The sequence below is a fragment of the Verrucomicrobiia bacterium genome (assembly GCA_035495615.1).
Taxonomy (GTDB): Bacteria; Omnitrophota; Omnitrophia; order Omnitrophales; family Aquincolibacteriaceae; genus DATJFP01.
The window spans coordinates 1-14,210 of sequence record DATJFP010000012.1 but is presented as its reverse complement, the minus strand read 5'-3'; the positions used below and the strand labels follow the sequence as shown (position 1 = coordinate 14,210).

Annotated in this window: 16 protein-coding genes; all 16 read left to right on the top strand. The window is 59.0% G+C overall.

Features of this window, described 5'->3' with window-relative positions:
• Nucleotides 1-1,435: putative porin (locus VL688_01275; protein ID HTL46671.1), on the top strand; the 1,435-nt coding region annotated here is incomplete at its 5' end.
• A gap of 59 nt (nt 1,436-1,494) precedes the next feature.
• Nucleotides 1,495-2,544: a phosphate ABC transporter substrate-binding protein PstS gene (pstS, locus tag VL688_01270; protein HTL46670.1), complete on the top strand. Its 1,050-nt coding sequence runs from the start codon at nt 1,495-1,497 to the stop codon at nt 2,542-2,544.
• A 120-nt stretch (nt 2,545-2,664) separates the two neighbouring features.
• Nucleotides 2,665-3,591: a phosphate ABC transporter permease subunit PstC gene (gene pstC, locus VL688_01265; GenBank protein ID HTL46669.1), complete on the top strand. Its 927-nt coding sequence runs from the start codon at nt 2,665-2,667 to the stop codon at nt 3,589-3,591.
• On the top strand, nt 3,588-4,433 hold the full coding sequence (gene pstA, locus VL688_01260; GenBank protein ID HTL46668.1) for a phosphate ABC transporter permease PstA: 846 nt from the start codon (nt 3,588-3,590) through the stop codon (nt 4,431-4,433). Before pstC (VL688_01265) ends, pstA (VL688_01260) begins: the two co-directional genes overlap by 4 nt.
• An 83-nt stretch (nt 4,434-4,516) precedes the next feature.
• The gene (pstB, locus tag VL688_01255; GenBank protein ID HTL46667.1) at nt 4,517-5,275 is read left to right on the top strand and encodes a phosphate ABC transporter ATP-binding protein PstB; all 759 of its coding nucleotides are present in this window, start codon (nt 4,517-4,519) and stop codon (nt 5,273-5,275) included.
• A gap of 24 nt (nt 5,276-5,299) precedes the next feature.
• Nucleotides 5,300-5,992 carry a phosphate signaling complex protein PhoU gene (gene phoU, locus VL688_01250; protein ID HTL46666.1) on the top strand — a complete coding sequence of 231 codons (693 nt, stop codon included), beginning with the start codon at nt 5,300-5,302 and terminating at the stop codon, nt 5,990-5,992.
• Nucleotides 5,993-6,167: 175 nt separating this feature from the next.
• Nucleotides 6,168-7,028, top strand: a complete 861-nt coding sequence (locus tag VL688_01245) for a phosphate ABC transporter substrate-binding protein (GenBank protein ID HTL46665.1) — start codon at nt 6,168-6,170, stop codon at nt 7,026-7,028.
• A gap of 11 nt (nt 7,029-7,039) precedes the next feature.
• Complete coding sequence (pstC, locus tag VL688_01240) at nt 7,040-7,927, top strand: phosphate ABC transporter permease subunit PstC (protein ID HTL46664.1); 888 nt, start codon at nt 7,040-7,042, stop codon at nt 7,925-7,927.
• The gene (gene pstA / locus VL688_01235; protein ID HTL46663.1) at nt 7,924-8,778 is read left to right on the top strand and encodes a phosphate ABC transporter permease PstA; all 855 of its coding nucleotides are present in this window, start codon (nt 7,924-7,926) and stop codon (nt 8,776-8,778) included. Before pstC (VL688_01240) ends, pstA (VL688_01235) begins: the two co-directional genes overlap by 4 nt.
• The gene (locus VL688_01230; protein HTL46662.1) at nt 8,772-9,536 is read left to right on the top strand and encodes a phosphate ABC transporter ATP-binding protein; all 765 of its coding nucleotides are present in this window, start codon (nt 8,772-8,774) and stop codon (nt 9,534-9,536) included. Before pstA (VL688_01235) ends, VL688_01230 begins: the two co-directional genes overlap by 7 nt.
• Entirely contained in the window at nt 9,514-10,317 is an 804-nt protein-coding gene (gene pstB, locus VL688_01225) for a phosphate ABC transporter ATP-binding protein PstB (protein HTL46661.1), read from the top strand. Before VL688_01230 ends, pstB (VL688_01225) begins: the two co-directional genes overlap by 23 nt.
• 32 nt (nt 10,318-10,349) lie before the next feature.
• A complete protein-coding gene (locus tag VL688_01220) occupies nt 10,350-10,748 on the top strand; it encodes a RidA family protein (GenBank protein HTL46660.1) in 399 nt (132 codons plus the stop codon).
• Between the two features lie 165 nt (nt 10,749-10,913).
• Nucleotides 10,914-12,050, top strand: a complete 1,137-nt coding sequence (locus tag VL688_01215; GenBank protein HTL46659.1) for a branched-chain amino acid ABC transporter substrate-binding protein — start codon at nt 10,914-10,916, stop codon at nt 12,048-12,050.
• Nucleotides 12,051-12,065: 15 nt separating this feature from the next.
• The gene (locus VL688_01210) at nt 12,066-12,983 is read left to right on the top strand and encodes a branched-chain amino acid ABC transporter permease (GenBank protein HTL46658.1); all 918 of its coding nucleotides are present in this window, start codon (nt 12,066-12,068) and stop codon (nt 12,981-12,983) included.
• Nucleotides 12,980-13,954, top strand: a complete 975-nt coding sequence (locus VL688_01205) for a branched-chain amino acid ABC transporter permease (GenBank protein ID HTL46657.1) — start codon at nt 12,980-12,982, stop codon at nt 13,952-13,954. The genes VL688_01210 and VL688_01205 overlap by 4 nt, the downstream gene beginning before the upstream one ends.
• A gap of 59 nt (nt 13,955-14,013) precedes the next feature.
• A partial coding sequence (locus tag VL688_01200) for an ATP-binding cassette domain-containing protein (protein HTL46656.1) occupies nt 14,014-14,210 on the top strand: 197 nt, incomplete at its 3' end.

Genomic DNA, 14,210 nt, shown 5'->3' with positions numbered 1-14,210 from the left:
CGCAGGCGGGGTGGCGCTGGCCGCCTTTGCTTTTTCCACATCCGTGAGAGCCGATGACGGCGCTCTGATGGACATGGTCAAGAACATGCAGTCCCAGATGAACGAAATGGCGAAGACCATCCGCTGGCAGGGCGAGAAGATTCAGGATCTAGAAAGCCACCAGGGAGGGGCTGCGGTATCCGGAGCGCCCGAAACTCCGGCCAGCCCGGTCATGATGACCGAAAGCAATTTCAATTCCATGCTCGACCAAGCCACCGGCGGCGCTTCCAAGTGGATCAAGGACCTGAAGTTTTCGGGCGATTTGAGGCTGCGTTATGAAGGTTTCCACTACAACAGCGGCAATCCCTCCGAGACCGATGACCGCAACCGCTTCCGTTACCGCCTGCGTTACGGCTTCGAAAAGAAGATGAACGACCAGATGAACATCGGGTTTTTCATGGCTTCCGGCGAGCAGTCTGCGGGCGCGAACAACGACCCGAATTCCACAAACACGACGTTCGACAACAACTTCAACTTCAAGCCCATCTTCATCGAGCGCGCCTGGGCGACTTACAAGCCGAAGTTCCTCTCCAACATCGGCCCGCTCAAAACGTCGGAGATCACCGCCGGAAAAATGGCCAACCCGTTCGAGAAGGGATCGTCTGACATCATTTGGGACCGCGACATCCGGCCCGAGGGTGTTTACGAAAAATTCGACTTCATGCCGATCGACAGCGAGGATTTCGGGCTCGATGCCTATGCCACCACGGGACAATTCATTCTCGATGAAGATGCGACCGTGGGGGGAGACGCAAATCTTTTCGCCTACCAGGTGGGGCTCCAGCCGTCGTTCCGGGTCATGGATACGCCGGTCAAATGGCTGCATGCGTTCTCGCTTTACAATTTTAACAATTACGCGCGGATGAGCAACTTCCTGACCGGAGGCGGCGCTTCCCTGGCCCGCACCAATCCCAATGTGGATTCTCTGTCCACGGAGCTCGATGCGGGTGAATTCAACGTCATCGAATACTACAGCGAAATCGGGTTCCCAACGATCCACAGCCTCCCGTTTACCGGTTACCTGGACCTCGCCGGAAACGTTTCCGATGCGGCAGACGGCTTCCATGGAGCCACGATCGAGCATTCGGGGGAAAGTGATTTTGCCTGGGCCCTGGGCCTCAAGCTCGGAAGCGTGAAGAAAAAACACGACTGGGAGCTCGGCTACCAATACAAGGTCATCGGCGTCAACGCCGTGCCGGCCGCATTCAATGACAGCGATTTCGGCGACGGGTTCACGGGCCGCCGGGGCAGCGTCTTGAAGCTTGGTTACGGCATCACAGATTCACTGACCTTCGGCACCTCCATGTATTTTGTAGACAATCTGAATGCGGGGACTGCCGGAATCCTGGACCAGCAGCAACGCCGTCTCCAGGTCGACCTGGCATGGAAGTTTTAACGGGCAGGGGGCGGACCATGGGTCCGTCCCCGCACCTCAATTTTTAAAAGGAGAAGACAATGAAAAGGTTCATGAAGGCGTCAAAAATCGCCGCTCTGATGATGGCACTGGTCATGGCGGCCGGCGTTCAGCCGGGCATGGCGGAAGGAAAAGCCAAACTTATCAATGGAGCCGGCGCCACTTTCCCGTACCCGATTTATTCCAAATGGTTCTCCGAATATTCCAAGATCAACACTTCGGTGAATTTCAACTACCAGTCCATCGGTTCGGGCGGAGGCATCAAGCAGATTTCCGCGCAGACCGTGGATTTCGGGGCGTCCGACGCGGCGCTCACTAACGAGCAGCTCCGCGGCGCGGCGGGCAAGCTGTTTCACATTCCCATGGTGGCCGGCGCGGTGGTCGTCACGTACAACATTCCGGAAGTCAGGCAGTCGCTCAAGCTGAAATCCGACGTCATCGCGGATATCTTCCTGGCCAAGATCACGAAGTGGAACGATGCGCGCATTACGGCCGACAACCCGGACGTCAATCTGCCTTTGGCGGACATCATCGTTGTCCACCGTTCGGACGGCAGCGGCACGACCAACATCTTCACGGATTACCTTTCCTCGGTTTCGCCGGAGTGGAAAAAGAAAGTCGGGAAGGGAACCTCGGTGAGCTGGCCGACGGGTCTTGGCGGCAAGGGTAACGAAGGTGTTGCCGGAACGCTCACGCAGACGCCGAATTCCATCGGCTACGTCGAGCTTGCCTATGCGGAGCACAATCACCTTATGTACGCTGAAGTGCAGAACAAGTCGGGCAATTTCATCCGCCCGACGCTGGAATCCACCACGAAGGCGATCGAAGGAAAGCTCGAGAACATGCCGGACGATTTCCGCGTGTCGCTGGTCAATCCTGACGGGGCGGATGCTTATCCGATCGCCGGCTTCACGTGGATCCTGGTTTATCAAAAACAGAAAAATCCGGAAACGGGAAAGGCTGTGGTGGATTTTCTCCGCTGGGCCGTGCATGACGGGCAGCAGTACACCAAAGACCTGCTCTACGCGTCTCTTCCCGAATCCATGGTCGCCAAGATCGACCAGAAGCTGAACGAAATCCAGGCGGCTTAAACGAGCGTCAGGCGAAACGCCATGATCTAGCAACAGAGCATAAGCGAGCACGCGCGGTTCCCGGACCTCCCTTCGGCAACTCCTGCTCGCTTGTGCTTTTCAAAACATCGCGGGAAAAAAATGAAAGTAAAATCGCAAATTCAGGATACGGTCTTCCAGGGAAGCCTTGCGGTCCTTTCCTGGTCGGTCGTGGCCATGGCGCTTTTGATCGTTGCCATCCTGACAAAATTTTCCTGGCCGGCCATCAAGGAGTTCGGATGGCGGTTTCTTGTGCGGTCGGACTGGGACGCGGTGAACGGGCAGTTCGGCATTCTGCCGGTGATTTACGGGTCGATTGTGTCCTCGCTGCTGGCGCTCCTCATCGCGGTGCCTCTTTCTCTGGGCATCGCGCTTTTTCTGAGTGAACTGGGGCCGCTTTGGATCCGCTCGCCGCTCAACATGCTGATCGAACTGCTCGCCGCGATCCCGAGCGTGATCTACGGTCTCTGGGGCATTTTTGTGCTGGCGCCTTACCTGCGTTCGGTGGTCGAGCCCGCGCTCAAGCGGTACCTCGGATTCCTGCCTTTTTTCCAGGGCCCGGCTTACGGCGTCGGCATGTTGGCGGCCGGCATCATCCTCAGCATCATGATCATCCCGACCATCTCGTCGATTTGCCGGGAGGTTTTTCTCACCGTGCCGACTTCGCAGAAGGAAGCGGCCCTCGGCGTCGGCGCTACCCGCTGGGAAATGATCAAGCTCGCCATTCTGCCGTCGAGCCTTTCGGGAATCGTGGGAGCCGTTCTTCTTGGCCTCGGCCGCGCCATCGGAGAGACGATGGCGGTCACGATGGTCATCGGCAACCGCCCGGACATTTCACTCTCGCTCTTCAACCCGTCTTATACGATGGCATCGCTCCTCGCCAATGAATTCAGCGAAGCCACGACCGAGATCCATACCGCGGCTCTGGTTGAAGCCGGGCTTGTCCTTTTGTGTATCACACTGCTGCTCAATATCGCCGCCCGCGTGCTGGTATGGTCCGTGGCGGGAAAGGCATCGAGGCAAGCATGAGTCCCGTCTTCCGGCAAACCGTAAGCAAGGTGATGATTGTGGCGACTTTTTTATGTGTCGCGGTCACGCTGCTGCCTCTTTTCAGCATCCTTGCCTATGTGATTTCCAAAGGCATCGGCAGCATCAACCTTGATTTTTTTACACGCCTGCCCCAGCCCGTCGGAGAGCCCGGCGGCGGGATGGCCAACGCGATTACGGGCACTCTGCTGCTTGTCGGGCTGGCCTGCCTTTGGGCCCTGCCCGTCGGCATTTTCGGCGGCGTTTATCTGGCGGAGTTCGGCAGGGGCAAGGCATGCTCCGCGATCCGCTTTACCGCGGACGTCCTCACCGGCGTTCCCTCCATAGTGGTCGGGATCGTGGCCTATTCGCTTTTCGTGCTGCCCATGAAAGGGTTTTCCGCAATCAGCGGGAGCATGGCGCTGGGGCTCATGCTGATTCCTCCGGTGCTCCGGACGACCGAAGAGATCGTTAAGACCGTGCCTACGACGCTGCGGGAGGCGGGGCTCGCGCTCGGCATCAGCCGTTATCGTACGACCCTCAGCATTGTAATGAAAACCGCGATGTCCGGCATTTTGACAGGCACTTTGCTTGCGATCGCCAGAGTCGCAGGGGAAACCGCGCCGCTTCTTTTCACCGCGTTCGGCAACCGGGTGTGGAACCACAGCCTTACCGAACCGATCGCGGCGCTGCCGCTGCAGATTTTCGCATATGCGATCTCGCCTTACGAAGACTGGCACCGCCAGGCCTGGGCGGGGGCGCTGGTTTTGATTGCCATCGTGTTTACGCTTACGTTATTGAGCCGCTTTTTTACGAAATCCCGCACTGTGCGGGCGGACTATTAAAAATGGAGGCCACTGTCATGCAGCTCAAGGTCAAAAATCAAGAGCCCCCTGCGGAAACCGCCGCCGAGACCGAAGAAAAGGGAATCAAGAGCAAGATCAAGGTGCGCCGTTTGAACGCGTATTTCGGCGCGGTCCAGATCCTGAAAGAAATCAACGTCAAGATGCAGGAGGGGAAGGTCACCGCGATCATCGGGCCTTCGGGCTGCGGAAAATCCACGTTCATCCGATGCCTCAACCGCATGCATGAGCTCACGGCCCAGGCGCGCATCGACGGCCGCGTACTTCTGGACGGGCAGGACATTTACAACCGGCCCGTCGATTTGATCACGCTTCGCCGGAAAGTGGGCATGGTTTTCCAGAGGCCGAATCCTTTTCCGACGCTTTCCATTTATGACAACGTGGTGGCAGGACTCAAGCTGACGGGGTTCAGGAATAAACAGGCACTGGACGAAACCGTCGAATCGTCGCTCACCATGGCCGCGCTGTGGGACGAAGTCAAAGACAAGCTGCACCGCTCCGGCATGAGCCTTTCCGGCGGACAGCAGCAGCGGCTCTGCATCGCCCGGGCGCTTGCCGTCAAGCCCGAGGTCATTCTTTTCGACGAGCCCTGTTCCGCTTTGGATCCGATTTCCACAGGCAAGATCGAGGAATTGATTCATTCCCTGAAGAATACCTACACCATGGTGATCGTGACCCACAATATGCAGCAGGCCGCGCGCATCAGCGACTATACGGGCTATTTTTACATGGGCTCGCTCGTGGAATTCGGCGCGACCCGCAAGATTTTCACGAATCCCGACAAGAAAGAAACGGAAGATTACATCACCGGAAGGTTCGGTTGAGCACCTGCCATCGAAGGAGACGCCATGGAACGCCATTTTCATGAGGAATTGAAGGGGTTAAAGCAGCGGCTTTTGGAGATGAGTTTCAAAGTCGAAGAAGCCGTCTCGAAGGCCTGCGACGCCTTGTTTTCCCGCGATGGGAAACTGGCGGAGGAAGTGATCCGGGAGGAAACTGCCATCAACACGCTGGAAATCGAGGTCGACCAGAAAGGCCACAATCTCTTCGTGCGGGGCCAGCCCATGGCCGTGGACCTCCGGCTCATCACCATGGTACTGAAAATCAATACCGACCTCGAACGCATGGGCGATCATGCCGTGAACATTGCCGAAAAAACGCTCTTCCTTCTGCAGGAGCCGGAACTGCCACTTACGGAGCCGCTTGAAAAAATGGCCCGTTCGGTCCAGACCATGTTCCGCGACGCGGTCAATGCCTTCATGCGCGAAGATCCGGACCTGGCCCTCGCTGTGCTCAAGCGCGACGACGAAGTCGACGATTCCAACGCGGCCTTTTATTACCTGGTCAGCGATTATATGGAAGCCGATTCCAAAAGCGTGAACGCGGGCATCAATTACCTGATGATCAGCCACAACCTGGAACGGATCGCGGACCTTGCCTGCAACATCGCCGAAGACGTCATTTATTTGAAGCAGGGCAAAGAAGTCCGCCACCGCATCCAGATGGGCGGACGCCAGCCCGCCGCCGAGCCGGAAGTCTGATCGTCTTTCTGCGGATTTGCCGTCTCTTCCTCCTGCCCCCAGCCGACTTTACATAGACTTTACTTAGGCCATACCCGGAATTGAAGTATAGTACCCCCGGCCCGCCGCCCGTTGCAGCGGCGTTCCACGGGGCAAGCCCCGCAGGTTTCTTGTTCCATAAAATAAGGGAGGCGTTATGAAGATCCGGAACGTTTTCGGAAGCTTGGCTCTGTTTTCTGCCTTTATTCTTTTTTCCAGCCCCGCCGCGCGCGCGGAGTCTCTTCAGATCAAAGGTTCGGATACCATGGTGAACCTGGGCCAGGCCTGGGCCGAGGAATTCATGGCCCAGCATCCCGAAGTCAGCATTGCCGTGACGGGCGGCGGTTCCGGCACCGGAATCGCGGCCATTATTTCCGGAACCTGCGACATTGCCCAGGCTTCCCGCGACATCACCGCCGAAGAACAGGAAAAAGCCAAGGCGGGAGGCTCCGAGATCAAGGAAACCACCGTGGCTTACGACGGCATCGCGGTCGTCGTGCATCCGTCCAATTCCGTCGAACACCTGACGATTGCCCAGCTTGCGGACATCTTCACCGGCAAGGTCACGAATTGGAAAGACGTGGGAGGCCCGGACAAGCAGATCCTCGTGCTGTCGCGTGAGCGCAATTCCGGCACGCATGTCTTTTTTCTCGAGCACGTGCTCCGCAAGGGCAATGCCAAAGGCCCGGAAGAATACGCGCAGAGCGCGCTCATGATGCCTTCCAGCCAGGCCATCGTGCAGGAAGTTCAGTCGAATGAAGCCGCGATCAGCTACGTCGGGCTCGGCTATGTGGACAATACGATCAAGGTCGTCACGGTTTCCAAAGACGCTTCCGCTCAGGCCATCGGGCCGTCGCTCGAGACCGTGCAGAGCGGGGAATATCCGATCTCGCGTCCTCTTCTTTTCCTCACGCGAGGAGAGCCCGCAGGCAGCGCCAAGGATTTCACCGGCTTCGTCCTCAGCGACGCGGGACAGGAAATCGTCAAGACGCTTGATTTCGTACCGCTGAAAAAATAGGGACGGGCTTCATGGAATCCGTCCGGAAACCCTCGGCCAAAGTCCTGGAATTCGTGATCGAAAAGGCCATCTTCGCGGCCGGCATGCTTTCGATCTTCTTCGTGGTCCTGATTTTCATCTTCCTATTAAAGGAAGGCCTCTCTCTCTTTGCCGAATACCCGCTTGGCCGCTTCCTCACGGACCACCGCTGGTATCCGATCTCCAAGCCCCCGCATTTCGGCGTGCTGCCGCTGCTCCTGGGATCGCTTGCCGTGACGCTCGGTGCGCTGTTCCTTGCCGTGCCGCTCGGGATCAGCGTGGCCATCTTCATCGCGGAAGTCGCGCCGTCGTGGCTGCGCGAGATCCTGAAAACGACCGTTGAATTCCTGGCCGCGATCCCGAGCATCGTGCTCGGCTTCATCGGGCTCGTCACGCTCGTCCCGCTCGTGAAGCAGATCTTTCACACGCCCACCGGGCTCACCGGCGTTTCCGGTTCGATCATGCTGGCGTTCATGGCCATGCCCACGATCGTGAGCATGATGGACGACGCGCTGCGCGCCGTGCCGAATTCCTACCGCGCCGGAGCCCTGGCGCTGGGCGCCACGAAATGGCAGATGATCTGGCGCGTGCTCCTGCCCGCGGCGTCTTCGGGCATGGTGGCGGCCGTCATGCTCGGCATCGGCCGCGTGATCGGCGAGACCATGGCCGTCATGATGATCACCGGCAACGCGGCAAACATCCCGACGAGCCTTCTCCAGCCTGTCCGCACCATGACCGCGACGATCGCGGCGGAAATGGGCGAGGCCGTGCAGGGGAGTGACCACTATTACGCGCTTTTTGCGATCGGCATCCTGCTTTTCCTCATCACCTTCGTCATCAACATGACCGCGTCGTTCTTTATCAAAGGAAGGCGCAAATGATCCGCGTCCATCCCCGCGTCACCCAGCGGATCGCGTTCACGCTTCTCCTCTTGTCCACCTTCGTCATCGTGATTCCGGTGGTGCTCATCACGATCATGATCCTGAAAAACGGGCTTCCGGCCATGAGCTGGGAATTTTTGTCGGAGAAGCCGCGCATGGGCATGCGCGCGGGCGGCATCTTCCCCGCGATCGTCGGGACGCTTTACCTTGTCTTCGGCACCATGGTCTTTGCGCTGCCCGCCGGCATCCTGGCCGCGATTTACCTTTCCGAATACGCGAAGGACAACTGGCTGACGCGCGCGATCGAGATCGCCATCGCGAACCTGGCCGGCGTGCCGTCGGTGGTGTACGGGCTTTTCGGCCTCGGGCTTTTCGTCACGTTCCTGAACTTCAAGGCGTCCATTCTCTCCGGATCGCTGACGCTTGCGATCATGAGCCTGCCGGTTATCATCACGGCCTCGCGCGAGGCGCTCGGCACCGTGCCGCAATCGTTCCGCGAAGCGAGCCTCGCGCTCGGCGCCACGAAATGGCAGACGATCCGCAAGGTGGTGCTGCCGAACGCGCTGCCCGGCATCATGACCGGCACGATCCTCGCCATGAGCCGCGCCGCGGGCGAGACCGCGCCGATTCTTTTTACTGTGGCCGCGTTTTATCTGCCGAAGCTGCCGAAATCGATCATGGACCAGTGCATGGCGCTGCCCTATCATCTTTACGTGATTTCCACGCAGGTGCCCAAGATCAAACCGCAGGTGCAGTACGGCACCGCGCTTGTCCTGATCGGCATGGTCTTCATCATGAATTTCTGCGCGATCCTGATCCGCGCGCACTTCCGGAAGAAAAAACAATGGTAGAAGACTTCAAAGCCAAACTTCAGATCAAAGGCCTGTCGGTTTTTTTCGCCGACAAATGCGTGCTCAAAGACGTCTGGCTCGACGTGCGCGACAAGGAAATCCTGGGCATCATCGGCCCGGCCAACAGCGGCAAGACCACGCTTCTCCGCACGCTGAACCGCCTGAACGACCGTGACCCTTTCTTCCGCAGGGACGGCATGATCCTGCTGGACGGCGAGGACATTTACCACAAGATCAACATCAATGACGTGCGCAAAAGGATCGGGATGATTTTTGCGATGCCCGCGCCGCTGCCGCTTTCGATCTACGGCAACGTGGCCTACGGCCCCCAGGTGCACGGTGTCAGCCGGCGCGCGGACCTGGACGTGATCGTGGAAAAAAGCCTGCGCGCCGCGTTTTTGTGGGACGAAGTCAAAGACAGGCTGGATATGCCCGGCATGAAGCTGTCGGGCGGGCAGCAACAAAGACTTTGCATCGCGCGGACGCTTGCGGTGGAGCCGGACGTCATCCTCTACGATGAGCCGTGCTCGGGTCTGGATCCGATTTCCACAGCCAAAGTCGAAGAAGCCATGACGCTTCTGAAAGACCGCTACACGCAGGTTCTCGTCACGAACAATACCAAACAGGCCGCGCGCGTCAGCGACCGCACGGCTTTTTTCCTCACGTCAGAACTGGTCGAAATCGGCGACACGGAAGATATTTTCCGCGTGCCGCAGGACAAAAGGACGGAAGATTATGTTTCAGGCCGATTTGGCTGAGAAGGCCCCGGGCGAAACCGCTCCGGGCCAGCAAGCCATCGAAATCAAGGACTTCAATCTCTACTACGGCCACTTCCACGCGCTGACGAACGTGAACATGGCCATCAAGAAGAAGAAGGTGACGGCCATCATCGGCCCGTCAGGCTGCGGCAAGTCCACGCTGCTCCGCTCCATCAACCGCATGAACGACATCTTCACCGAGGTCCGCACTTCCGGCGACATCCTGATCGGCGGCCTTTCCGCGTACGGCAAGAAAACCGACCTGATCGAGCTGCGTAAAACCGTAGGGATGGTTTTCCAGCGGCCGAATCCGTTTCCGCTTTCGGTTTATCAAAACGTGGCGTTCGGGCTGAAGCTGCACACGACGCTGAACAATTCCGAAATCCTGGAGCGGGTTGAAAACAGCATGAAAGGCGTCGGCATCTGGGACGAATTAAAGGACAAGCTGGACGCGCCCGCGATCACGCTTTCGGGCGAGCTGCAGCAGCGGCTCTGCATTGCGCGCGTCACGGCCGTGTCGCCGAGCGTGGTGCTGATGGACGAACCCTGCTCCGCGCTGGACCCCATCGCCACGCAGCACATCGAAGAGCTCATCCGCGAGCTCAAGCGCGACTACACGATCGTGATCGTCACGCACAACATGGCCCAGGCCGCGCGCGTCAGCGACGAAACCGCGTATTTCTATCTCGGTCAGCTCATCGAAATGGGCCCGACCGGCAAAATTTTCCGCGCGCCGGACAGGCAGGAAACGGAAGATTACATTACGGGAAGATTCGGATAGAATAGACCCGATTCAATCAAAACGGAGGCTTTATGGCACAAGAGACATCGCAGAGGCAGAACATTTCGACCGGCGGCAAATGGGAACCGATCATCGGCTATTCCCGCGCCGTGAAGGTCGGTAATTACATCCACGTGTCGGGCACGACCGCGAGCGGGCCCAACGGCCTGGTCGGCGTCGGCGACATCTTCGCGCAGACGCTTCAGAGCCTGAAGAACATCGAGGCCGCGCTCAAGCAGGCGGGCTCGTCCATGAAAGACGTGGTGCGCACGCGGCTTTACATGACGCATATCGCGGACTGGGAAAAAGCCGCCAAGGCCCACGGCCAGTTTTTCAGCGACGTGCGTCCAGCCACGACAATGGTAGAAGTCAGCCGCCTGATCGACCCGCAAATGTTGATTGAAATCGAAGCGGACGCCTACGTCGGCTGAAACCCCCGCTGCATGGACAGGGACAGGTTCGTGAACCTGTCCCCAAGGCCGGGATTGCAGGACTGACATTGGCAGCAAGAGAGCCTTTGCCGGTGACTCATCAAAATGCGCACTTGCGGTCTTTTGCCCAATAATCTTATAATCCGACAACCTGCGAGGGATTAAGTGAAGAAAAGCATTCTCGTCTTGGCTGTTCTGGCTTTGGCTTTTTCCGGATGCAATCAGGCCCCGTCCACGGGCGCGGCCACCATCAAGATCGGCTGCGCGGCGCCCCTTACCGGCGATCAGGCGCAGCTGGGCATCGACCTTTGCCAGGGCGCGAAGCTCGCGGTGCAGCAGGCCAATCAAAAAGGGGAAGTCATCCCCGGCTACAAGCTGGAATTCGTTTCCATGGACGACCAGCACAACCCTTCGCAGGCGGTCGCGGTCGCCAATAAATTCGCGGCCGACCCGGATGTCCTCGGCGTCGTCGGCCACTTCAATTCTTCCTGCTCGAAACCCGCGTCCGCGATTTATTCCGAAGCCGGGCTCACGCAGATCACGCCCGGCTCCACCAATCCCGAACTTTCCAAGCAGGGCTTTGCCACGTTTTTCCGCGTGGCCGCGACCGACGACGTCCAGGGCCCGCGCGGCGCGGACGTCGCGAAGAACAAGCTGCTGGCGAAAACGGTTTACGTCATCGACGACAAGACGACATACGGCAAAGGCCTGGCCGACGAATTCGAAAAACGCGCGAAAGAGATCGGCATCACGGTGCTCGGCCACGAAAGCATCACGCAGGGGGACAAGGACTTCACGCCGCTGCTGACCAAGATGAAGCCGCTCGCGCCGGACCTTGTTTATTTCGGAGGCATTTATCCCGAAGGCGCGCTGCTCCTGCGCCAGTCGCGCGGCCTGGGCATCACCGCGCCTTACATGGGCGGCGACGGGCTGGCCACGCCGATCCTGATCGATCTTGCCACGCCGGAAATCGCGGAAGGCACGTACGCGACCATGGTGGGCGGCGACATCAAAAAACTTCCCGAGGCCTTCGCGTTCGTGCGCGACTACGAAACCGCCTTCGGCCCCATCGGCCAGTGGTCGGCTTACGCGTACGATTCGGCCAACATCCTGATCGACGCCATCCGCAAGGCCGGCGTGAAAGACCGCGGCGCCGTGCTGAAGGCCATGCGCGAGATCCCTTCCTTTAAAGGTGTGGCCGGGGAAGTCGTCTTCGACGAAAAAGGCGACAACAAAAACCAGGTCATCGGCCTTTTTAAGATCGAAAACGGGAAGCTGGTTTACGTTGGGCCGGCGGAGTAATTCCGGAAAGCCGGCATGACTGCAGCCGACGTTTTCCTGCAGCAGGTGGTCAACGGCCTGACCATCGGCATGATTTACGCCCTCATCGCTCTCGGTTACACCATGGTGTACGGCATCGTCCAGCTCATCAATTTCGCCCACGGCGAAATTTTCATGGTGGGCGCCTACATCGGCCTCTTCATCTGCCTGATTTTCCAGAGAGCCGGCACCGGTTCGGGCAACCTCGTTTTTTTTCTTCCCACCATGATGCTGTTCGTCATGGCGGGCACCGCGCTCTTGGGCTGGATCGTGGAAAAGAGCACGTACAAGCCGCTTCGCCACGCGCCGCGCCTTGCGCCGCTCATTACGGCCATCGGCGTTTCCTTCGTGCTGCAGAACGCGGTCATGCTGCTCTTCGGCCCCGCGGATAAAAGTTTCCCCTCGGTCATTCCCATCCATAAGTTCGATCTCGCGAACGTCACCATCACCAATCTGCAGGTCCTGATCGCCGTCATCTCGATTTCGCTCATGGCCGCGCTGCACTTTTTCATCCAGTACACGACCACCGGCAAGGCCATGCGCGCGCTGGCCGACGACATCAAGGCCGCGAGTCTCATGGGCATCAACGTGGACCGCGTGATCGCCATGGCCTTTTGCGTGGGCTCGGCGCTGGCCGGCGCGGGCGGCGTGCTGTTCGGCCTTTATTACAGCACCATCAATTTCCATGACGGCTACCTCGCGGGCCTGAAAGCATTCACGGCCGCGGTGCTCGGCGGTATCGGCAACATCCCGGGCGCCATGATCGGCGGCGTTCTCATCGGCGTGCTGGAAGGCCTCGGCGCGGGCTATCTCTCGTCCGAATGGAAAAACGTTTTCGCGTTCTTCATCCTGATCCTTATCCTGCTGTTCCGGCCTTCCGGCCTGCTCGGCGCCCGCGTGGTGAAAAAAGTATGAAGCCCATTTCCATTTCCTCGCGCGCCTGGGTGTGGTTCGTGCTCGGCCTGCTTTTTATTTTCCCGCTCGTCAACGGCAATAACTACCACCGCGACGTCATGGTGACGGCCGGAATTTTCATGATCCTGGCGCTCGGCCTCAACGTGATCGTGGGGTACGCGGGCATTCTCAATCTCGGCTATGCCGCGTTCTACGCCGTGGGCGCCTATACCTATGCGCTCGTCAACATCCACTTCCACATGCCGTTCTGGGCCGGCATCTGGGTGAGCGGCGCGGCCGGCGCTCTTTTCGGCATGCTGCTCGCGTGGCCCGCGCTGCGCCTCGGCGGCGATTATCTCGCGATCGTCACGCTCGGCGCCGGCGAAATCGTGCGGATCGCCCTCAACAACGTGGACGAAGTCACGGGCGGCCCCAACGGCCTTCTCGGCATCCAGCATCCCACGCTCTGGTTCCCTAAAATGAATTTCGGCGTGAAGCCGCTTCCTTATTATTACCTGGTCTTCGCGATCGTCGGCATCCTGGTTTTCATGCTGCGCCGGCTCGAGTCTTCGCGGCTCGGCCGTTCGTGGGTCGCGCTGCGCGAGGACGAGCTCGCCGCGTCCTGCATGGGTATCAATCCCATGTGGGCGAAGCTTTCGTCCTTCGGCATCGGCGGCTTCATCGCCGGCATCGCGGGCTGCATCTTCGCGTCGAAGCAGGGCACCGTGTCGCCCGACAGCTTCGATTTCATTCTTTCGGTCATGGTGCTGGCCATGGTCGTGCTCGGAGGCCTGGGCAACATCGAAGGCGTGCTCATCGGCGCGTTCATGCTGAGCATCCTGCCCGAGCTTCTGCGCGGCTTCGAGATCTACCGCATGCTGCTGTTTGGTGTCGCCATGATCCTCATCATGCTGTTCCGGCCGCAGGGCCTTCTGGGCGAGTCGCGCCATGTCGAAGAGTTCCGCAGGAAAAAAGAAAAGGCGCCGGCGTGAAGACGTCCAACGGAAAAGCTCCCAAAAAGGAAACGAAAAAAGATACGGTCCTCGATCCGGTGCTGCTGCGCGCCGAAAACGTGACCAAGCGCTTCGGCGGCGTCACCGCGGTCGACGGCGTGAGCTTCGAGATTCCCCGCGGCAAGATCCTCAGCCTGATCGGCCCGAACGGCGCGGGCAAAACGACTTTTTTCAACTGCGTGACCGGCCTTTCATCCCCGGAAGCGGGCGCGCTTTATTTCGGCGGCGCGAAAAC